This is a genomic window from Methylobacterium sp. yr668 (assembly GCF_900116245.1).
GTDB lineage: Bacteria > Pseudomonadota > Alphaproteobacteria > Rhizobiales > Beijerinckiaceae > Methylobacterium.
Window position 1 is genome coordinate 22,772 of record NZ_FOZY01000036.1, and the last position, 19,432, is coordinate 42,203.

A 19,432-nucleotide genomic window follows, 5' to 3' on the forward strand; every position below is an offset into this window, starting at 1 on the left:
GGATCGGCCCGTTGTGTGCGGTGCGGCCGGGCACGCAGCGCCGTAGAACGAAATCAACGCACCTAACGAAAGCCGTGCTGATCACTGTCGGCCGTCTAATGCGGGCCCACCATCGCGGTGTGCGCACGGATCCAGTTCGGAGCGAGGATGTCGCCGCTCTGGGTGATGATCCATGGCTTGGCGTTCCGTTCGTCGATAGCCTCGGCCGCAGCCGCCAAGGCGGCGCGCAGTGTCGGGAAGCTGCGTGAATCCGCCATCCGGCTCGGAGGGTCACCGGGCCACAGGGTGAGGTCGGCGGGTTGATCGAGGTCGACGCGCATCATGAGCGTGCTCGGTATGGGGGCGGGGCCGGCGCCTATGCCGGAGGTGCGCCGCGGCCGGAAGGCGGCCGGGCACTGGGCTTCAGGTCAGGCCATGCGCCGACGCGGCTTGCCGGGTACCGACGGTTGTATGGCTGAAAGCGCGACGCCCACGCGCGTCCAACCGGAGCGGTTGTGTCACACGGTCAGCCGCTCCGCCTCATAATTCAGGCGGCGCGCTCGTTCTGGATGGCCTCGATGCGGGCGTGGAAGTGACCGGCATCGATGGAGATCTCCAGGAGCAGGTCCTGGACGGTCGCGAGCTGCTGGCGCAGCTCGTCGTACTTCGTGGTCAGGGCGAGGAGCAGCGCTGGCAAGTCGTCGCTCATGGCATCGGGCGCGGCGCGGCTCCAGAATCGGGAGGCGCGCGTCTATCCGAGCCGCTTCTGAGGTGTCGACCCGGTTTGAGCGATTCGTGCTCAAGCCTCTTCGCCTCCCCGAGCGGTGCGGGCAGAAAAAGCTCAGCTTCGCTGACCGTTCGTCAGAACGTCCGGGCTCAGACCCTCAGCGCATGGCTTTGGCCGCGCCACCACCCTGTCGGATTCTGGGAGGAGCCGCATGGTCGAGGTCGCTCGCTGCCCTTCGGCAGCCCTTCGACGGCTGTTTCATCCTCGAATCTAACAGGACTGGAACTTGAGTATGCGTGGGGTTTGCGGATTTGCACCCTCCCCCCTTGGCCGCCGTGTCCCGCCTTGAGCGCTCCGACCGTCCAAGTGCCATCGGCGGTGCGGTCTTGCGCGCAAGCCTGAGCCAGGCGTTCCACTCAGGCGCGGTGATGCGGAGGATGTTGGTGTCGTTGCGAAAGCCGGTGATGCGCCGCTCCTCGACGGTGAGCAGCCCGAGCTTCCGCGCCTCCCGGACGGCGTTGCGCACGGTGGTTTCAGCCACGCCGACGATCGCCGCGAGGTGGCCAACGGCAAGCCGGCAATCGCCCCGTCGGGTGGTCTCGGCTGCCACCAGCGCCAGCACCGCCTGCTCGGCGAGTGTGAACTGAGCTGCGAGCGCCGGCGGCAGCCGCCCGGAGGCCGCCCAGCGGCGGCGGCGCTCCAGCGACGCGTCCGTGCGCGGACGCGAGCCGACCGCTCTCCTGGGCGCTGCTACGCGATCCTGGAGGACATCCCCTGCCCCACCGACCTGTGACTTCGCCGGGGTCAGCAACTTGTTGAGGCGGGGGTTGGAGGCAGCGACCGTGCGGGCGTCGATCAGCCTGGACAGGCTCTCAGCCTCGGCCTCGGTGAGCTTCCCCTCCCCGTAGGCGCGCCACAGCAGGGCGGTGACCTGAGGCAGTGTGATTCGGCTCGCCGCCTCGATGGCGCGGCGGATCTCGTCTGCAAACATCCCTTCTCGGCCCTCGTCGGGCCACGACAGGTCGTTCCGGGCTGCCGGTTAGGGCGTCCGGTCCACAGGCAAAGCCTCACCGTCGCGAAAGTTGGCGCTTTCGCTTGACGCCCGGGGGCATCTCATGGCTTGTGAGGGGTGGATAGTGGCCTCACAGGCCTTTCGGTTTCGACGGCCCTCCAGTTTGGCGACTGGGGGGCCGTTGGCTTTTCAGGGGTCGACTTGCGGCGGCGTAATCTCCTGATGCCGGCTCACGACTCGCGTACACGATCAGCGCCGGACACGGCATGTCGGCTGGAGCGAACCGTTAAGTCAACGTTGCCACCTCATGATCGCCTCCTCGAAGGAACGGAGCTGGCTGACGAAGGAACGGCAGAAGGGATGATCATTCCGATCGTTCGTAGGGAAATCCTGGTCCGTGCGAATCATTGACGTTCCGCCGGCGCGGTCAGCACGAGATTTCGACCTTTAATCCGGTCGAGGCGAGCAGGCTCGGGCTATCCCTCGAGTGCAACACGACCCCAACAGACCGGTCGGTCCTCGGGAGCCCACCCTCGCCTATCCGGTGTTCTGACGCTCCGCCGTTTGGGCAGCAGCGCTGACCACACTTGGCATCCCAGCAGCTTGAAGGGTGCCATGATCGCGCAGATCCAACGGGTGCTCGAACGTGCCAACTCTGAAGCTGGGAATCAGCCTAACGGATATCTGGTAGCTATCTGGTAGCTGTGAGGCACTTGAAGGCTACCTAGTAGGTCGTAGCTATCAGATAGCTATCTAGTGGCTAGCGGCTACTCCATGATATCCGTTAGCTAGCTGTTAAGCCTCGCATGACGTGGTGAGTGCGGCATCCGAATTCGGAGGAACCATGCCTGTTATAGCCTTTGCCAACCCGAAGGGCGGCTCCGGCAAATCGACCAGTGCGTTGCTGCTAGCGACCGAGCTGGCCGTGAAGGGTGCTTCCGTCACCATCATCGACGCTGACCCGGAGCGTTGGATCAGCCAATGGGCGAAACTACCCGGGAAGCCGGAGAACGTCGCAATCATCAGCGACGTGACGGAAGAGAGCATCGTGGACGCTATCGACAGCGCCGAGCGCGAAGCGGCCTTCGTCATCGTAGACTTAGAGGGTACGGCTAGCTTGCTGGTAGCCAATACCATCGGCATGGCTGACTTGGTGGTGATCCCTACGCAAGGGTCGAGCATGGATGCCAAAGGGGCGGCAAAGACGATCCGCCTCATTCGCAACTCCGAGAAGCTGTCGCGCCGGCGGATCGCTCATGCGGTCCTGCTCACTCGTACCGGCGCGGCCGTCACCTCCCGCGCCCTGCGCAACGTGCAGGAGCAGTTGCAAGCAGGTGGCATCGAAATGTTCGAAACTGCGGTCGTGGAGCGGGCTGCCTTCAAGGACCTGTTCGATTTCGGCGGAACACTATCGGGGCTGGCCGCGGCGCAGACAAGCAACCTCGAAAAGGCCATCCAAAACGCGCGTGAGTTCGCAGGGGAGGTTGTCTCTAAGCTGAAGGCGGCGAGCGCGAGGACTGCAGCGTGATGGCCGGCAAGGAACGCGCTTCTCTCGGCTTCGGCGACGAGCTTGACGACATTGATCCGTCCGCATGGGTCAAACCAAAGCCTAGGGATGACAAGCCTGCCCCCGAGATGACGAGGCAGGCCGCCGAAGCGACCGGCTTCCGTAGCCGAGAACCCACCAAGATGGAGCAGGCGCCGGTGACGCCTCGGCAGCAGCGCCGTCGCCGGACCGGGCGCACCGCCCAGCTAAACCTTAAACTAAAACCAGAGACCATCGAGGCGTTCACCCGCGTCGCGGACACAAATGGCTGGGGACTGGGCGAGGCCTTCGAACGCGCTGTCGTTCTGCTAGAGCAGAACGACACCGTTAAACGATAGCTGATAGCTACCAGCTTATGCCGCGGCTCGGAGGGGCTTAGCGATGGTATCTCTGTTCGCATAAGGGGGAGGATATGGAGCGACCCGGTGCCTTCACGGCTCCTTGGAGTCCAGGTCGCGCCCTTGGAAGGTCCGCTCCCAGGCTGTCGGTGAGGGGGAGGGCTACGACGAGGCCTACGACCTAGTAGGGTGGTTTGCCACGACAGCTCAGACGCCGCCGGCAGGACTTGGCTGGCTGCCGCACCCGGTTTCTCTGACGCCTGTGCCAAGCCCGCGATGTTGCCCGTCACCGCGTTGGTGACCGCCGAAGCCTGCGCGACGTTGCGCACGATCTCCTGCATGGCCGCGCCCTGTTGCTCCACGGTGTCAGCAATCGAGGTCGCCGGACGACGTTTATAGGTGTCTGTATGGCGTATCGCTCTCGCTGAGAGGTTCTGGCGGGCTCGACACCCGCCTCGATACGCCGCCTTCAACACACCGTCGTCCCCCAAGCTCAGGCATAGCTCTAAAGTTGGCAAGTCAGGGACAAGGCATGCCGGTCTGAGAATTCATGTCCGAAGATACGCAGATAGGCAAATTCAAATAGCCATCTATGGTAGACTCACCGGGCTGAGACCCGGTATTCGCTCGGGGTCATGCCGTGCAAAGCCTTGAAACGGCGACAGAAATGCGCCTGATCTACAAAACCGCAACTATAGGCCACCGCCCCGATCGATAAATGAGCGCTACCGGGATCAACTAAGCGCTTGGCCGCTGCTTGCAGCCGACGCTGCCAGATGTAGTCGGATATGTGCCGGCCGCGTTCGTGGAACAACTCCTGGAGCCTTCGCAGCGACATGCCCATCGCGGCTGCAAGGTAAGGCGGATCGAGGTCGTGATCTCCGAGGTTGGCCTCGATAAAGGCCTTGGCGCGCTGGACCACGACAGTACCGTACAAAGGCCGAGGCACATCTTGCGCAAGGCGCTCGGCGATGCTGGCAACGATCAGGTCAAGCGTGATCGAGGCCATACGAGCAATTCCATCTGGCGCGAGTTGATGATTCACCTCGGTCAGCGCGTGGATGAAGCTCGTCGCCAGTTTGGTAGAGGGAAGGTTCGCCCCGATTGTCAGCCCGCTGTAGAGCCGCGTCGAGCCGAGCATGCCCTCAAGGCGTTCTCGTGGCATTTCGACAAACAAGGATTGGCTCTTAATGCGGGTGGCCACCACACACGGCCGCGGGTCAAGCACCAGAATATCGCCGGCGCGCTGCACAGCTTCTCGGCCGTCTTGAAGGCTCGTCGACGCGCCGTACCTCCTGAGGAGCACTGCGACCATGTCGGCCTTGTTGTGGCGTCTGGCGCCAGCCGATGTCGTCTCGCAACGCAGGGCACCCTGCGTGATGCGCGAGAGCTGGAGCGGACCTATCTCCGCAATGTCGAGCTTGGCATGGAAGGGACCTTCACTCAGACAGGTGATCTCAGTCGGTATCAGCCGCTCGTTCAGGAATTCCCGCCAGAGCTTGAACCCTTTTTGGAATGAATGGCCGGAGCTCGAGAAGACTTGTTGCATGGAGAGTGCCCGTGCCCATTGGTTGCGGGTACTGAGTTCAAATTGCTTTTGGCCAATCCTGAGCCGCCTTTACACTGATCTGCTAGAGGCGCAACCGCTCGTTGAGGGGCACGCTACGGAACGAGGCGCGCCGTGATAGTCCGCGGCCGCCGGGGCCCCGGTGTGCGACCTGGGAAGGTCCGCTTCCAAGCTGTCGACGACGTAGAGGCCTACGACCGGTTCGGGTGGTTTCCTGCTCGTCTGGTTCCAGACAGCGCATGCATCGAAGCGGACATGCTGGGACCACTCCCCCCGCTGAAGCTGCGCGCACCAGCCATCGATCGATAGGATCGTCCGTTCACAAGCACGTGCCGGTGTAGCTGCTTGTCACCAATGTAAGCTTATCATTTTCTGCATGCCAATAGATCGCCCACACCAGCTTGCAAGGAAATCCCGGTTGCACGAAGCTTGCCGAATACATTTCAGGTTTGCCAGGATTTTCCCTGAATGGTCCGCCCTGTTTAAATCCGTCCTCGTGGAGCCGCCGTACTAATACTGACTCTGATGATCCAACAGGAAAATTCTCGTTTATACGAGCCTTGAAGGTTTCGTTGGCTTTCTCGAATTCGGCAGGCAATCCCTGTGCGAGGGATGGCAAGAACACGTGCTCAGGACGCTTAAGCCAGTAGCAGACCCCGAGGACCGCAATCAGCCCGATGACCGATGTACCAAGCGAGCGAACGAGAGTGCGTCTTCCCATAGTGGCATCATGGAACGCTCAAGTTCAGGTTTCCAGTCTGACACGCAGTTCCCCGACGGCCGACGAATAGCTGTTTTTGGCAAAGGTCAACGATGGCATGAGCGACTGGCATGGTTCGCTCCCGGAACGGCAGCAGGGGGTGGTTTCCCGCTGGTCCGCTTTCAGGCATCAAGGCTTCGAAGCACACATCCTCGCCGCGCATAGTGACCTCAATAGTAATACATGTTAAGTGACCACAGCGTGCTTTCTTCTGTTCTCAAGGTCAAAGCGCCTAGAGACGCAAGGTCATGCAGAGAGGTTGATAGTGAAGCTTTGGTTGGCCGCGCTTTCATATCTCACTCTTACCGTGTTGCTTTTCGGCGACCCATTGCAGCCGATCGGTCTTGCAACCAGATGGGCTGACCGGCTCGGCATTCCTTTCTGGCGAGTGATCGCCGTTATCTCCGTTGTGGCCTCCACCTTGGTCGTCATGAAGGTCCCCAGAAACATGATCCCTGCCGTCTTGCGGCCGACAGCATTCGTTATCCTTGGCGTTCTTATGCCGACTATAATTGTTGGGTTGCTTGCCGATACGGTTAGGCATCAGACCGTCATTGCCTTTGACGCAGACGAAGTTGAAGAGCATTCCTTCTTCACGTCTATCCGCAAAGCGCCAGAAGATCTTCAATTTTTTCTGCACACGGCGGCGCTTAAGAGCTGCAAGCCTTATGCCTGGAGCTATCGAGCGCTCGAATTCTATGCATTGCCAATGAGAGCAGCTGTGAATGTTTTGCCGCGAGCATGGAGAGAACGATGCGGAATTCGGATCGAGAACCTATATAATTAGGTCTGGTATCTACCTTGTGCCGGATTTGCCGAGAGACCGAGGAATGGCCGCTTTGGGGGAGCGCCGCCGAGCGGCCTAATGGCTGATACGGGTCGAGTGTGGAAGGGCGGCTCGGGGTAGTTTCGCGACGGTCTGCTTCCGAGCAACAAGATGTTGAAGAGGACACCGCACCTCGCCCGCTAAGGTCCTCTCATCAGCCGAAGTCTCATCCCGCGAAAGGGGCTACTGCCCACGCCATGCCGGGCTTCAGATTGTCCTGCGTTCCTGCAATCCACTCAGCTAAAGGCAACAGCCGAAGGCCGTAGGGCTCGGCCATACGCTGCGCCTCCGAAACATACGGTGCATGATCGCCGGGGCAATGGACGACTTGAACAACATGCGTGATGCCACGAGGGCGAGGGTGGTTCTTCGCCCAAGTACCTCCGCCCTGCTGCAAGCCGATAGTCGCAAAGGGCGGCAGTTCCGCGACGGTGATATGGTCACCCGTCACTATGAAGCCGGAGCGCCGCTCCAAGTTTTCGATCAAGCGGTCCGACCAAGTGTGGACCGCCGCCACGTCTGCATCGCTGAAGAGCAGGCGTCCGGCTTTTCGGTTCGCAGCAGCCATACCTTCGGACAGGAGCAGAGCGGTCCAGCCCGAGCAGTCGATGACGGGAGGATGATCGTTCAGCCCGCTCGCCTTGGTTCCCCGCTTGTAGCCCACCTGTCCGGTGTACCGCTCCACGAGCGCCCACATCGCTGCGCCTGTTGCGTCGATCCACGAGGCGTCGTTCATGCGCGAGGGACCTCCTCAGGGCTTCGAAGGTAGTCCAGTGAACGTTACTCAACCAGCCTGATCCATAGGCGTCAGACGAGGGAACAGCGTCCGCTTCCGGGAAGAATTGAGCGCCGTGCAGGCGACCGAGTTGGGTCGCATGCGGAACGTCCGCTTCCGGAGGACGCCGCCGAAGCTCGACTGCGATTTTCAAGCGGCTTGCTCGCGATCCAATTCGGTGACACGGGAAGTCTTCACGGTATCCAAGAAGTTGCCACTCGTCGTCCGTTCGGCAAAGCGGGCTCAGGTCGCTGGTAAGAGCTGGCACGAAGTCGCCCAGCTCCCTCGCGTTAAGTTATCCTTGGTAGCGTTTGTTTGATCGAAGTGATGGCTTGTCCTGCCGATGCGACGAGCCAAGCCGCCATGCGCGCGGCCGTTTCATCTCGGGGATCACGCCACCGAGCGACTTGCGTCTTCGAGCAGGCGTACACCTCATCCGGATCGGTCAGCTGCACCAAACGTCGCTGACGCAGGGCATCTGCGGCGAGGAGTGAACGAGCCAGAGCCACACCGTTACCGTCCGCTGCGGCTTGAAGGGAGCTGCCGATGTCGCGGAAACGGATCGCTTCGCGACCAGGTCTCCCCTTGAGCCACGTCGCCCAGGACCATTCCCGTCCCGTTTCTTCCCCGCGCCGACCCTTCACGAGCAGCGGCAAAGCCGGCCAGTCCTGCCCTGGACGTGCGGCCCTTAGCAGCGCCGGCGCGGCAACGGGGAAGATGCTCTCAGTCGGGAAGGGCAACTCACAGGCCCCATGAGCCATACCTTCGAGGGGCAGCCACAGCAGGGCGAGATCGACCCCGGCACGCGCCGCCTCCGCCGGCGTGTCCCAGGTCACGACCTCGACGGATAGGTCGGCGAAGGCATCGCACAGGGTGGGCAGGCGAGCCGATAGCCACCAAGCCAGGAGAGGCGTGCTGAGGCCTAGGCGGAACACGCGCGCTCCCGATTGCCCCGTGATCCGCCGCCGCATGCCCGCGAGCGCACCCAGCAATGGGGCGAGTTCCTGAGCAAGCTGCGTGCCCGCATCGGTCATGCGCAGGCCCGGATTGAGCCGTTCAAGCAGGGCGACGCCGAAGAAATCCTCCAAGGCCCGTATGCGATGGCTGACGGCGCTCTGGGTCAGGCCCAGCTCGTCACCAGCTACCGTCATACTGCCGTGTCGCAATACGGCCTCGAAGGCGAGAAGACCCGCGAACGGGGGCATGCGGGGTGGAGGCGAGGACACACCGCATTAAATCGTTTCATGCGGCACGGAACAATGCTCATTTGCCGTAACGATGTGGGCTGGCCCATGCATGGCCATGCAGCGCGCCGTCGAACATGCCTGGAACACCCGGAGCCGCCTGACATCAGCCACGATCGGCTTGGCTGCCGCCCTAACGAACTTCGATGTGACGTCGGTCGTGGTCGTCCTGCCGTCGATCGGCACCACTCTCGGCATCCATGTGGCGAGCTGGGCGTGGATCATCGACGCCTACAGCCTCGCTTTCACCGTGACTCTGCTCATCGCGGGCGCTCTGGCTGACCGGTTGGGCCGGCGACGAGCGCTTCTCCTCGGCAACGCCGGGTTCCTCATGGCATCGCTCGCCTGCAGCCTCGCCTGGAACAGCCCGCTGTTTCTTGCCGCTCGAGCGGCACAGGGTGCCGCCGCGGCCTTTCTCGTGACTGGTGGCTTCGCCTCGATCGCGACGGCGTTTCCGGCTCCAGAGGCCCGGACACGCGCATTCGGCATCGTCGGTGTCGCCTCCGGGGTCGCCATGGCGATGGGACCGAGCCTCGGCGGCATCATCGGCGCTGGTCTGGGCTGGCGGTGGATCTTCCTAGCCAACCTGCCATTTTGCATTCTGATCACACTCATGGTGCCGCGCCTCGTGGCCGAGATGCGCGACGATACCGACAAGCCGCTGGACTGGCCCGGGATCGCGATCCTGACCCTGGCGTTGGGGCTTGCCATCGAGGCGATCTTGGAGGCCAGGCACGCGCCGATCCGTCTAGCCATCGGGCTCGCAGCGAGTGCCGGACTGATCGCGTGGTTCGCTGCCCGGCAGCGCCGACAGCTGCGGCCGATGCTCGACCCGATCGTCTTTGCCAGCCGGCCCATGGGCGGCGTGACGCTCCTGTTGCTTGCTGTCTCTGTCGGCTACTGGGCCGTCCTCGTCTACCTCCCCTTGTTCTTAGCTACCGCCTTCGGTTGGGCTACCGGAGCCGCTGGCTTGGCGATGCTGGCTGCAACGCTGCCCATGCTCGTCATCCCGCCCCTCGGCAGCACCCTTGCGCCCCGCCTGGGCTGGCGGCGTCTCTTTGCGGTGGCACTGTCGCTGATCGCGGCCGGCGGGAGCATCCTCGCGCTGTCCGCGCTGAGCGAACCGGCGGGAGCCTATGTGTGTGCCTTTGCCGGAATGGCGTTGATCGGGATGGGGGCTGCGCTATCCCATCCGCAACTCTCCGGAGCCGTCATTGCGCTTGCGCCGCCGGAGGTCAGCGGCATGGCATCTGCCCTGACCATCATAGCGCGGCAGGCGGGCTTTGCGCTCGGTGTCGCCACGCTTGGAGCTCTAACCCCCGTACCCCTCCATGTCAGCGCTTTCGTCTGGCCCTTCGGAGCTGCAGCTGCGGCAGCGGCAGGTGGCGTCCTCGCCTGCCTTCTGTTGCCCTCCCGAATGACCGTCCGCAGCAGACCCTGATATGGACAGAGGCAGCGGCTGTCGTTCGCGTAACGTCGGCTTATGGGACGAGGGGCGCCGAGGCAGCCGGCGGCTGCTTGCGACCCAACCCAGTCGCCTGCATCGCCATGTAGGCTTCCCATGAGCAGCCATGGATTGATTGTCTGGCAACCTCAACTCGGAGTGTTATGTAGAACTGGCTATGGATGATCGATCCCCTGACACGCCTGCTGCTTGGAACATGCGGGATAAGCTATGGCTCTCGGCGATATTGTTCGGAATTCTGTTCTTTGCTATCATAAGTCGCTACGTCTGGGCAATAATAATCGTGCCCACGGATGATGAAGCGTTTCGATTATCAATCCTTGCGTTTGAGCAGGAGCGAAATATAGTCAAAATCAGACGTAGCGAATGCTCAATGACTGGCAGATCCGGATTGGGATGGTCGGTCATTTGCCCTGGCATATATTTCAGTCAGAGCTTAGGGTGTCGCGAAGTCTCTTGGGAGGTCAACGCTTGGGGAACACCAACCGATTTTGACGGCAGAAAAGGCTCTTTCAATACGATTATGGACGAATGCCGTGCCCCAACCCCTTAAGTGATTTAGTTTTCGAAAAGCTCGCAAGCAATCGCATCGGCAACGTCTGCGAATGATGGCCCTTACGCGAAAGCCGACCGTCGCAAATCCATAGAGCCGCCTTTCCGATAGCGACCCGACGCGGTCGTTCACGACCAACGCGGCTGCCCCTATAAGCGGACGAAGCAGAGCCCTGGAGGCCCGCATGCTCGTCGTCCTTGGCGGATTACCCGGCACAGGCAAGACGACCCTGGGAAAGGCCCTCGCGCTCAAGCGTTCCGCCACCTACGTCCGCTTGGACGAGATCGAGCATGCGCTGACCCACCATGCGAAACTCGGCCCCAACATCGGTGCGGCAGGCTACGTGGTGGCCTTCGCCGTGGCCGCGTCGAACCTCAGGCTCGGCGGCCTCGTGATCGCCGACAGCGTCAATCCAGTCCCGGAGAGCCGACAGGGCTGGCGGGACGTGGCGCACGGAGAGACCGCACGCCTCCTCGAAATCGAGGTCATCTGTAGCGATAGGGTCGAACATCGACGCCGTGTCGAAACCAGAACCGCGGACATAGCGGGGTTCACGCTCCCATCTTGGTCATCCGTCATGGGACGCGACTACGTGCCATGGACCTCACCCAGGCTCGTGGTGGACACGGCCCTTCTCACGCCGGATGAGGCGGTCGCTGCGGCGGAAGCAGCCATCGACGGGATTTCGGGAGGGGATACGAGTCCCTCGGCGCAAGGAGCAACATTTTAGACTTCAAGTCGACGCGGCCCCAAATCTACCAGAGGTAGATAGCGGCGCTTAGGTACGGCAACTCTTGGTCGGCATCCTGTCGCTCATTACGGATCACGGATGATTGTATACAAACTCGGTCCCTCAGTAATTCCTTCTTCATACATGAAGCATATTTTATACAATGCAGGTTCCGTTCTCCTCGGATCCTATGGCTAGGCTTCGATTATGTTCGCCCTTTCTGATGCCAAGATCGTCACCAAGCTGACGGTGGCATTCATGTCGTTGTCCGCAGTCACTCTTGGTGTCAGCGCGTTCAGCTACACGCGGTTGGCATCGATCGATCAAAGCAGCGCGCAGGCAGTACATTCGTATGCTGTCCTGCAATCACTCGACGGCGTCATCACTGCAATGGTCAACCAAGAGACCGGTGTACGAGGATACTTGATCGGCGGCGACGCGAAGTTTCTTGCGCCATACAAGGCGGGTCAGACGGCTTTTCGCGAAAATTTTGAGCGCGTGGCGAGCCTGACCTCGGACAATCAAGCTCAGCAGGATCGGCTCGGGACGCTCAAGCGCGCGGCGGAGGCTTGGTCGAACGAGATCGCGGCCAAGGAGATCCACTTCGTCGAGGGCGGAAACCTCGAGAAGGCACAAGCTCTGGAAGCGAGCGGCGCCGGCAAAGCCTCAATGGATGCCCTCCGTGCTGAAGCCGCCGAGATGGCGAAGACCGAGCGCGGTCTGCTCGACCTACGCAGCGCTAGTCAGCGATCGGCCTTTGACACGGCGTATCTCACGAGCATCGCCGGAAGCGTCGCGAGCGTCGTGATCGCGATACTGCTTTCGATCCTGGTATTCGGGATGATCGTTCGCCCGCTCGGGCGTCTCGTCAGCGTGCTGCAGCGCATGGCGCAGGGCGAGATCGACGCTGAGATCAAGGAGGCGGCCCGCGGCGACGAGATCGGCGCCGTTGGCAAGGCGGTCGAGGGCATCAAGGCCATGGTCGCCCGCAAGGCCGCCGAGGAGGCCGAGGTTAAGCGCCGCGCCGACGAGGCCGCCGCCGCCGAGCGCCGCCGCACCATGATCGAACTCGCCGACGGCTTCGAGCGCGCCGTCGGTGGCATCGTCGGCCTGGTCTCGTCCTCGGCCACCGAGCTCCAGGCCACCGCCCAGCAGATGACCGCCACCGCCCAGGAGACCGCATCCCAGTCGACCACCGTGGCCGCGGCCGCCGAGGAGGCGTCGACCAACGTCAACACGGTCGCGGCCGCCGCCGAGGAGCTCGGCTCCTCCGTGCAGGAGATCGGCCGGCAGGTGACCGGCTCGGCCCACCTCGCCCAGGCCGCGGTCGGCGAGGCTGACCAGACCGCCCACCTCGTCCAGGCGCTCAGCCAGAACGCCGCGCGGATCGGCGACATGGTCGGGATGATCTCCGGCATCGCCGGCCAGACCAACCTGCTGGCGCTCAACGCCACGATCGAGGCGGCCCGCGCCGGCGCGGCCGGGCGGGGCTTCGCGGTGGTGGCCTCCGAGGTGAAGGCGCTGGCCGAGCAGACCGCCAAGGCGACCGAGGAGATCGCGCGCCAGATCGGCGAGGTCCAGGGGGTGACCGCGCAGGCGGTGACGGCGATCGGCGGGATCACGGGCCGGATCCGGGAGATCGACAGCGTGGCGACTTCGATCGCGGCGGCCGTCGAGGAGCAGGGCGCGGCGACCCAGGAGATCGTGCGCAACGTGGCCCAGGCCTCGGCGGGGACGAACGAAGTGACGGGCAACATCGCCGGCGTGGCGCAGGCCTCGGAGGAGACGGGGGCGGCGGCCTCGCAGGTCCTGTCGGCGGCCTCGGAGCTGTCGCGGCAATCCGAGCATCTCGGCGCCGAGGTCGCCCGCTTCCTCGCCACCGTCCGGGCCGCCTGAGGTCGCCACGCCCGAGATCCGCGTCCGCCCGGTCCGACGGGAGGACGCGGATCTCGCCGACGCGCGCGTCCCGTCGGCGACGACAATCTCGAGAATCGAGTCTGCCACCCACAGCGCGCAGCAAATCCGCGGCGCGCCAAGCTTGCCGGATCCCGACACGCGGGCAAGGCCGCGATCGACTTGAGCCAGATCAATGATCGGCTGCACGGATACCGGATGCTCGGGCCGTGAAAGATGGCAGGTCGTCTGTCGCTCAGGGCTCGGGTGCCCGGACATCGGGCCGCCGATGCCGTCAGCCCGCGCGGGGAATCCGGTGAGAACGATCGAGAACCGAACGGCGGATATGGTCCCGAACGCGCTCAACATGCTCCTCGGCGTCGCGCTCCTCCTCGCACCGTGGTACTTGAATCTGGGCTACGAGACGGCCGCCGCGCGCAACGCCTTCGTGACCGGGGGCGCCATCACCGTGGTCGCACTCCTGGCCCTCGGCGTGACCTGCGCCTGGGAGGAATACCTCAACGTCGCCCTCGGGCTCTGGGCGGCCATGGCGCCCTGGGTTCTCGGCTTCGCCGACGCGACGGCACCCGTGTGGGTGCACGGCCTGACCGGGCTCGCCGTGGCCGCCCTGGCCGCGTACGCGCTGTGGCGGCTCTTCGTGTCGCCCCAGGCGCGCTCCGTCTGAGGCGCGCCCGTCGCCGCCGCGGCCGCGGGCATCCGGCCGGCACCCGCGACTACGGGATTGCCCTTAAGGGGCGCGCCTTAAGGCTCCGACCGGAATTTCTCCGCCTCCCGCCCGCTGCCAATCTCGTCCCGACCGACGCAGGCGAGGAGCGCAGCGATGAGCACCGAGTTCACGGCACGGACAGCACCGGAGGGGCCCGCAGCCCGTCCCGCTCCCGTCCCGGAGATCGAGGGGAGCACCCTGTTCGCGGGATGCCCCGACGTCGTCGGGACACCGTTCTCCTACGCCCGCGAGGAGGAGATCTACGGAGAGGGCGAGGAGGCCGAGTTCGTCTACAAGGTCCTCAGCGGCGCGGTGCGCACCCACCGGGTCCTGAGCGACGGGCGCCGCCAGATCACGGGCTTCCACCTGCCCGGCGACCTGTTCGGGCTCGGGCAGGGCGAGACCAATCGCCAGACCGCCGAGGCCCTCACCAGCACCAAGGTGCTGATCTTCAAGCGACGACAGGTCGAGCGCGCCGCGACCGGGCGGGCCGAGGTCGCCTGCCGACTCTGGAGCATGGCCACGAGCGACCTGCGACATGCGCAGGACCTGGCGCTCCTGCTCGGACGGCGCTCGGCCCAGGAGCGGGTCGCTGCCTTCCTGCTGGAAGTCGATGACCGCCTCGGCTCCGCCGGCACCTTCGCGCTGCCGATGACCCGCCGCGACATCGCCGACTACCTCGGCCTGACCATCGAGACCGTATCGCGCACCCTCTCGCAGCTGGAGGAGGACGGGGTGTTGCGACGCGACGGCGGCCGACAGGTGTGCCTGCATCGGACCCGGCTGCGCCGGCTCGTCGAGGATTGAGACAGGCGCCGCGGACGCCACCGGGAACGCCGCTGCGGGCTACCGCGTGGTTTCGCGTTGGCTTTCGGGGTGGCTTCGGGGTGGCTTCGGGGTGGCGCCTGCGCGCAGGACGCTGCCTCGGAGACGGTCGCGGACGGCGCCGGCGAGCGGGTGCGGAGACGAAGGGCGTCACCGCCTCTGGAAGCGCGCGATCAAGCCCGGGGCCTCCTCGCGGATCAGCCCGAGAAAATTGTCGATCACCGGGTTCCGGCGCTGATGATGCAGCGCGTAGACGTCCGCCGACAGGAACGGCGGCTTGATCGGCAGGACGACGACGTCCGGATGCCTCGGTCGGCCGACGAATTCTGGGATGATGGCGAGACCGAAGCCCGCCGCGACTAGGTTGATCAGCGACGAGGCCTCGCGGACCTGCTGCGAGATGCTCGGCGTGAACCCGCGCGCGATGCAGGCTTGGTAGATATCCGCCGCGAAGCGCGAGCTCTCGAGGCCGAGCGAGATCAGCGGCTCGCTGCGGAAGACGTCGATCGCGACACTGCGACCGGCGGCGAGGGTGTGCTCGCGCGGCACGGCCACGCAGAGCCGCTCCGGCCACGCCAGGTGGGCGACGAGATCCGGATCCTCGGGGGGGCTGCGGAGGAAGCTGAGATCCGTCCGGTTCGCCTTGAGGGCCGCGATCTGGTCGGCCGGCGCCATCTCGTGGATGCGCACGTCCACCGCCCGGAAGCGCTGCTCGAAGGCCCGGATCAGGCAACCGGCCGGCCCCGCGAGGACGGAACTCGTCATGCCGATGTTGAGGATGCCGGCCGTTCCGGTGCCGATCGTCCGCGCCCGGTCGACGGCGTCGGCGACCTGCGCGAGGACCGCCCGCGCGTTCCCGAGGAAATCCTCGCCCGCCGCGGTCAGGACGACGCGCCGGCTCGAGCGCTCGAACAGGTTGACGCCGATCTCCACCTCGAGATCGCGGATCTGCTGGCTCAGCGGCGGCTGCGACACGCCCAGGCTCTGGGCGGCGGCGGTGAAGCTGAGATGCTCCGCCACCGCGGCGAAGTAGCGAAGATGCCGGAGTTCCATGGGCCGACCCATAGGAATTTCGAATGGATAGAAGCACGGAAGGTCTTTTGCGTCTAGACTCGCGGGGTGGACGTCCTCGACGGCCGGGATCTCGCCGGCCCGTCAGGACCGTCGACAGCGGCGTGTCGCCGAGGCGGGGCCCGGCAGGCGTCCGTCCCGCACCGCGCTCAGGTCCCGCCCGGGTGGATCCCGACGCGCTCCGCGGCGAAACGCTCGCGGAGCCAGGCCGCGGCGGGGCCGCAGGGCCGCTGCTTGTGCCAGACCAGTTCCAGGGCGATCGGCCAGTCGCCCTCATCGAACTGGAGGTCGGGCGTCACGAGGTACGGCGCCGTGAGGGACGCGGCGATGACGTGGTCGGTGACGAAGGCCCAGCCGATCCCGTGCTTCACCATCTCCAAGATGACCCAGTGGCTCTCCACCCACCACACCTCGGCGGCGACCCGCAGACGGCGCTTCTCCGCCCCGTCGCCGCGGGCGGCCACGAGGATCTGGCGGTGGCGCTTCAGCTCCTCCCACGCCACCCGCTCCTTCGCGAGCGGGTGATCGCGGCCGCAGACCAGCTTGAGCGGCACCCAGCCGATGGTCCGGAACCCGAGCTCCGTCGGGAGCCCCTCCTGGCGCCACATCACGCCCAGGTCGGCGGCGCCCGACCGGACCATGCGGCTGACATCCTCCATCAGCGGGAAGAGCAGCTCAAGCTCCACGAAGGGGAAGCACTGGGCGAAGCTGGCGAAGAGGGCGCCGAGGGCGTGCTCGGGGTAGAGCTCGTCGATGGCGACCACCAGCCGGTTCTCGACGCCCTGCTCCAGGCTGCTCGCCACACCGATCAGGTGCTCCCGCCGGTCGAGCACCACGCGCGCCTCCAGCAGCAGCCGCTCGCCCGCCGGGGTCAGCACCGGGTTCCGGCCCGCGCGGCTGAACAGCGCCAGCCCCAGATCCGTCTCGAGGTTGGCCACCTGCGTGCTGACGGCCGACTGCGCCTTCCGCAGCACCCGCGCCGCGCCCGAGAACGACCCGGCCTCGGCCGCCGCCACGAAAGCCTGGAGCTGGTCGAGCGAGACCGCCATCTATCTGATTACCCGATACTTCCTAACTTGTGGATCGCCTTATCGCAGATAGAGAGCGGCCGACCAATCCGCCTCTCGAGAGCGAGACCATGCGCACCACCCGCGACCGCATTCGCCACGCCATCCTGTTCGAGGTGATCGGGCTGCTCCTCATCGTCCCGCTCGGGACCGCGGCCTTCGGCCTGCACGCCGCCGACATGGGCGTGATCGGAATCGGCAGCGCCCTCGTCGCGACGAGCTGGAACTACGTCTACAATCTCGGCTTCGACCGGACGATGCAGCGGCTCGCCGGGCACACGCGCAAGAGCCTCGTCCTGCGGGTCGCCCACGCGGTGCTGTTCGAGGCGGGGCTGCTCCTGATCCTGCTGCCGCCGATCGCGTGGTATCTCGGCATCGGCCTCGTGGAGGCCTTCTTCATGGATCTGGCGATCGCGGCCTTCTACGTGGCCTACGCTTTCGTGTTCAATCTCGCCTACGATCGAACCTTCCCGCTTCCGAGCTGGACCGAGGCTGCCGCCGAGCCGTCCCGCTGACGCTCGCGCCGGCCGCGCGGCGAGACCGCGACGGCGGCGCGGCGGGCGTTCGAGGGTCCGCGGCGCCGCGTGAGGCGCCCGCTATCCCTCCGCGCGGACGAGATCCGTCGTCTCCGGTCCGCGCCGAACCTCCGCGCCCACGGGACCGACGGGTGGCCGGCCCGGCAGGATCAGCGCGGCGAGCGCCTTCTGGAGAAGGTCGGGCCGGACCGGCTTGTGAATCAGAGGGACCCCGCTGTCCAAGGCCTCCCGCATGCGGACGGGCGCGGTGTCGCCGGTGATGAGGATCGCCGGGATCGGCCGTCCCCAATGCTGCCGCAGCGTCGCGATGGCTTCGGCGCCGGTCTGGCCCCTGCGCAGGCGGTAGTCGCAGATCAGCGCGTCCGGCGGCGGCCCCTGCGGCGGCCGTTCGGTGACGTCGGTCGGGTCCTCGAAGGCCCAGCACAGGCAACCCCAGCCGGAGAGGAGCGCCACCATCGCGTCGCGGACGATGGCATCGTCGTCGACGATCAGGATGCGGGCGCCGACCAGGCGGCCGCTCTCCGCGCTGGCGGCCGCGGGCGCGTCGTCGAGCCTCGCGTCCCGCCCGGCATCGAGCGTCCGGGGGACGAGGATGCGGAAGACGCTGCCGCTCCCCACCTTCGATGAGAGGGAGAGCGGGTGATCGAGCGAGGCGGCGATCCCGCGCGCGATCGCGAGTCCCAGCCCCAGACCCTTGTGACGATCGCGCTCCGGATTCCCGAGCTGGTAGAACTCCCGGAAGATGTCCTCGCGCTTGTCGACCGGGATGCCGATCCCGGTGTCGTAGACTTCGATCGACACGCCCGCGCGCCGGCGCCGGCAGCCGATGAGGACGCCGCCGCGCTCGGTGTACCGGATGGCGTTGAGGACGAGATTGCGCAGGACCAGCTCCAGCAGGGCCGGGTCCGAGACGATCGCCAGGTCCGTCTGGGGCGTCCGATAGATCAGGCGCTTGGCGTCGGCCAGCGGCGCCAGCTCGTTCTCGATCTTGTCGAGGAGCGGCTGGAGCTCGAAGGCGCGGGGCCGCGGCGTGATGACTCCGGCCTCCAGGCGCGAGAAGTCCAGAAGCGTGTTGAGCATGTCGGTCGACGCGACGTTCGCGGTCTGGGCGTTCTGCAGGATCCGCCGCTGCGGCGCGGCGAGATCCGTCTGGCTCAGCGCCTGGAGGAAGAGGCCCTGGGCGTGGACCGGCTGGCGCAGGTCGTGGCTGGCCGCCGCGAGGAACTGCGACTTCGCGGTGTTGGCGTGCTCGGCGTCGCGGCGGGCCCGGTGCGCCGCGGCGGTCTCCGCGCGCAGCTGCTCCACGAGGGCCGCGTTCTCGAAGCGGAGCTCGATCGATTCCCGCACGCGGCGGCTGGCGAGCACGACCTGACCGTACTGCCCGACCACGAAGAGGATCGAGCAGATTGCCAGGGCGCGGTAGGGCGCGCCGCCGAGCGACCCTGGCTGTGTCAAAACCCCGAAGGTGGTAGCTTTCCTCTGCACGACCGGAGGATGGCATGGGACGGTTCGTTGTCGGTGCCGAGCGCGATCAGACGACGCTGTTTCCGCCTTGTCTTGAGGACTGGATCGCCGAGGACAATCCTGTCCGCGTCGTCGATGCCTTTGTGGAGGCCCTGGAACTCGGCGCGCTCGGCTTTGCGGGTGTCGATGCGGCACGCACGGGTCGACCGGGCTACCATCCGGCCGCCCTGCTGAAGCTGTACGTCTACGGCTATCTCAACCGGGTCCCGTCAAGCCGACGCCTGGAGCGCGAGGCGGGCCGCAACGTCGAGGTCATGTGGCTGACCG

Annotated in this window: 20 protein-coding genes and 1 pseudogene; 9 read left to right on the forward strand and 12 right to left on the reverse strand. The window is 65.3% G+C overall.

All coding sequences use genetic code 11. The annotated features are described in order from the left end of the window. Positions 1-95 precede the first annotated feature (95 nt). From BM419_RS27375 to BM419_RS27380, 3 genes are all read right to left on the reverse strand, one after another. Positions 96-323, reverse strand: coding sequence for a hypothetical protein (locus tag BM419_RS27375; RefSeq protein WP_091928292.1), 228 nt, complete (start codon positions 321-323; stop codon positions 96-98). Between the two features lie 203 nt (positions 324-526). Further along, entirely contained in the window at positions 527-688 is a 162-nt protein-coding gene (locus tag BM419_RS32620) for a hypothetical protein (protein ID WP_175556384.1), read from the reverse strand. A gap of 175 nt (positions 689-863) precedes the next feature. Further along, entirely contained in the window at positions 864-1,697 is an 834-nt protein-coding gene (locus BM419_RS27380; protein ID WP_091928293.1) for a helix-turn-helix domain-containing protein, read from the reverse strand. An 865-nt stretch (positions 1,698-2,562) separates the two neighbouring features. Here BM419_RS27380 and BM419_RS27385 point away from each other — a divergent pair. Further along, a complete protein-coding gene (locus tag BM419_RS27385) occupies positions 2,563-3,246 on the forward strand; it encodes a ParA family protein (protein ID WP_091928294.1) in 684 nt (227 codons plus the stop codon). Next, entirely contained in the window at positions 3,246-3,602 is a 357-nt protein-coding gene (locus BM419_RS27390) for a stability/partitioning determinant (RefSeq protein ID WP_244540886.1), read from the forward strand. The genes BM419_RS27385 and BM419_RS27390 overlap by 1 nt, the downstream gene beginning before the upstream one ends. A 179-nt stretch (positions 3,603-3,781) precedes the next feature. On the opposite strand, the pseudogene BM419_RS33030 reads toward BM419_RS27390, so the two are convergent. The 6 genes and pseudogenes from BM419_RS33030 to BM419_RS27405 all read right to left on the reverse strand — a co-directional run. After that, positions 3,782-3,985, reverse strand: a pseudogene (locus BM419_RS33030) (chemotaxis protein); the annotation flags it as partial. Positions 3,986-4,203: 218 nt separating this feature from the next. After that, positions 4,204-5,151 carry a helix-turn-helix domain-containing protein gene (locus tag BM419_RS27400; protein ID WP_091928296.1) on the reverse strand — a complete coding sequence of 316 codons (948 nt, stop codon included), beginning with the start codon at positions 5,149-5,151 and terminating at the stop codon, positions 4,204-4,206. A 337-nt stretch (positions 5,152-5,488) separates the two neighbouring features. Further along, entirely contained in the window at positions 5,489-5,890 is a 402-nt protein-coding gene (locus tag BM419_RS32095; protein ID WP_139257137.1) for a hypothetical protein, read from the reverse strand. Between the two features lie 328 nt (positions 5,891-6,218). Then, positions 6,219-6,557 carry a hypothetical protein gene (locus tag BM419_RS32100; protein ID WP_139257138.1) on the reverse strand — a complete coding sequence of 113 codons (339 nt, stop codon included), beginning with the start codon at positions 6,555-6,557 and terminating at the stop codon, positions 6,219-6,221. A gap of 364 nt (positions 6,558-6,921) precedes the next feature. Then, complete coding sequence (locus tag BM419_RS32105) at positions 6,922-7,491, reverse strand: hypothetical protein (RefSeq protein WP_139257139.1); 570 nt, start codon at positions 7,489-7,491, stop codon at positions 6,922-6,924. 329 nt (positions 7,492-7,820) lie between these two features. Further along, the gene (locus BM419_RS27405; RefSeq protein WP_091928297.1) at positions 7,821-8,735 is read right to left on the reverse strand and encodes a LysR family transcriptional regulator; all 915 of its coding nucleotides are present in this window, start codon (positions 8,733-8,735) and stop codon (positions 7,821-7,823) included. Positions 8,736-8,826: 91 nt separating this feature from the next. Here BM419_RS27405 and BM419_RS27410 point away from each other — a divergent pair, with 91 nt between their 5' ends. The 5 genes from BM419_RS27410 (at position 8,827) to BM419_RS27430 (ending at position 14,949) form a co-directional block, all read left to right on the forward strand. Continuing rightward, entirely contained in the window at positions 8,827-10,215 is a 1,389-nt protein-coding gene (locus BM419_RS27410; protein ID WP_091928298.1) for an MFS transporter, read from the forward strand. A gap of 761 nt (positions 10,216-10,976) precedes the next feature. Next, positions 10,977-11,522, forward strand: coding sequence for a P-loop nucleotide/nucleoside kinase family protein (locus BM419_RS27415; RefSeq protein ID WP_091928299.1), 546 nt, complete (start codon positions 10,977-10,979; stop codon positions 11,520-11,522). A 207-nt stretch (positions 11,523-11,729) separates the two neighbouring features. Further along, positions 11,730-13,418 carry a methyl-accepting chemotaxis protein gene (locus tag BM419_RS27420; RefSeq protein ID WP_091928300.1) on the forward strand — a complete coding sequence of 563 codons (1,689 nt, stop codon included), beginning with the start codon at positions 11,730-11,732 and terminating at the stop codon, positions 13,416-13,418. Positions 13,419-13,761: 343 nt separating this feature from the next. Next, positions 13,762-14,100 carry an SPW repeat domain-containing protein gene (locus BM419_RS27425; RefSeq protein ID WP_082557873.1) on the forward strand — a complete coding sequence of 113 codons (339 nt, stop codon included), beginning with the start codon at positions 13,762-13,764 and terminating at the stop codon, positions 14,098-14,100. Between the two features lie 156 nt (positions 14,101-14,256). Further along, positions 14,257-14,949: a helix-turn-helix domain-containing protein gene (locus tag BM419_RS27430; RefSeq protein WP_056527092.1), complete on the forward strand. Its 693-nt coding sequence runs from the start codon at positions 14,257-14,259 to the stop codon at positions 14,947-14,949. A 168-nt stretch (positions 14,950-15,117) separates the two neighbouring features. Here BM419_RS27430 and BM419_RS27435 read toward each other — a convergent pair whose 3' ends face one another. Both BM419_RS27435 and BM419_RS27440 read right to left on the reverse strand, forming a co-directional pair. Further along, on the reverse strand, positions 15,118-16,020 hold the full coding sequence (locus BM419_RS27435; RefSeq protein WP_020094457.1) for a LysR family transcriptional regulator: 903 nt from the start codon (positions 16,018-16,020) through the stop codon (positions 15,118-15,120). Between the two features lie 167 nt (positions 16,021-16,187). Then, positions 16,188-17,087 (reverse strand): LysR family transcriptional regulator, encoded by a 900-nt coding sequence (locus tag BM419_RS27440; protein WP_056527083.1) that lies wholly within the window; start codon positions 17,085-17,087, stop codon positions 16,188-16,190. Between the two features lie 89 nt (positions 17,088-17,176). On the opposite strand from BM419_RS27440, the gene BM419_RS27445 reads away from it, so the two are divergent. Then, positions 17,177-17,620, forward strand: coding sequence for a PACE efflux transporter (locus BM419_RS27445; protein WP_020094459.1), 444 nt, complete (start codon positions 17,177-17,179; stop codon positions 17,618-17,620). Between the two features lie 81 nt (positions 17,621-17,701). Here BM419_RS27445 and BM419_RS27450 read toward each other — a convergent pair whose 3' ends face one another. After that, the gene (locus BM419_RS27450; RefSeq protein ID WP_244540887.1) at positions 17,702-19,096 is read right to left on the reverse strand and encodes an ATP-binding response regulator; all 1,395 of its coding nucleotides are present in this window, start codon (positions 19,094-19,096) and stop codon (positions 17,702-17,704) included. Between the two features lie 44 nt (positions 19,097-19,140). Between BM419_RS27450 and BM419_RS27455 the strand changes: the two genes are divergently transcribed. Continuing rightward, positions 19,141-19,432, forward strand: a 292-nt coding sequence (locus BM419_RS27455) for a transposase (protein ID WP_139257112.1), incomplete at its 3' end; no start/stop codon positions are given.

Coding starts and splice junctions, on each gene's coding strand:
- BM419_RS27410 (WP_091928298.1), top strand. CDS start 8,827: ATGGCCATGCAGCGCGCCGTCGAACATGCCTGGAACACCCGGAGCCGC.
- BM419_RS27440 (WP_056527083.1), bottom strand. CDS start 17,087: ATGGCGGTCTCGCTCGACCAGCTCCAGGCTTTCGTGGCGGCGGCCGAG.
- BM419_RS27435 (WP_020094457.1), bottom strand. CDS start 16,020: ATGGAACTCCGGCATCTTCGCTACTTCGCCGCGGTGGCGGAGCATCTC.
- BM419_RS27445 (WP_020094459.1), top strand. CDS start 17,177: ATGCGCACCACCCGCGACCGCATTCGCCACGCCATCCTGTTCGAGGTG.
- BM419_RS27420 (WP_091928300.1), top strand. CDS start 11,730: ATGTTCGCCCTTTCTGATGCCAAGATCGTCACCAAGCTGACGGTGGCA.
- BM419_RS32620 (WP_175556384.1), bottom strand. CDS start 688: ATGAGCGACGACTTGCCAGCGCTGCTCCTCGCCCTGACCACGAAGTAC.
- BM419_RS27405 (WP_091928297.1), bottom strand. CDS start 8,735: ATGCCCCCGTTCGCGGGTCTTCTCGCCTTCGAGGCCGTATTGCGACAC.
- BM419_RS27400 (WP_091928296.1), bottom strand. CDS start 5,151: ATGCAACAAGTCTTCTCGAGCTCCGGCCATTCATTCCAAAAAGGGTTC.
- BM419_RS27415 (WP_091928299.1), top strand. CDS start 10,977: ATGCTCGTCGTCCTTGGCGGATTACCCGGCACAGGCAAGACGACCCTG.
- BM419_RS32095 (WP_139257137.1), bottom strand. CDS start 5,890: ATGGGAAGACGCACTCTCGTTCGCTCGCTTGGTACATCGGTCATCGGG.
- BM419_RS27385 (WP_091928294.1), top strand. CDS start 2,563: ATGCCTGTTATAGCCTTTGCCAACCCGAAGGGCGGCTCCGGCAAATCG.
- BM419_RS27375 (WP_091928292.1), bottom strand. CDS start 323: ATGATGCGCGTCGACCTCGATCAACCCGCCGACCTCACCCTGTGGCCC.
- BM419_RS32105 (WP_139257139.1), bottom strand. CDS start 7,491: ATGAACGACGCCTCGTGGATCGACGCAACAGGCGCAGCGATGTGGGCG.
- BM419_RS27430 (WP_056527092.1), top strand. CDS start 14,257: ATGAGCACCGAGTTCACGGCACGGACAGCACCGGAGGGGCCCGCAGCC.
- BM419_RS27425 (WP_082557873.1), top strand. CDS start 13,762: ATGGTCCCGAACGCGCTCAACATGCTCCTCGGCGTCGCGCTCCTCCTC.
- BM419_RS27380 (WP_091928293.1), bottom strand. CDS start 1,697: ATGTTTGCAGACGAGATCCGCCGCGCCATCGAGGCGGCGAGCCGAATC.
- BM419_RS27390 (WP_244540886.1), top strand. CDS start 3,246: ATGGCCGGCAAGGAACGCGCTTCTCTCGGCTTCGGCGACGAGCTTGAC.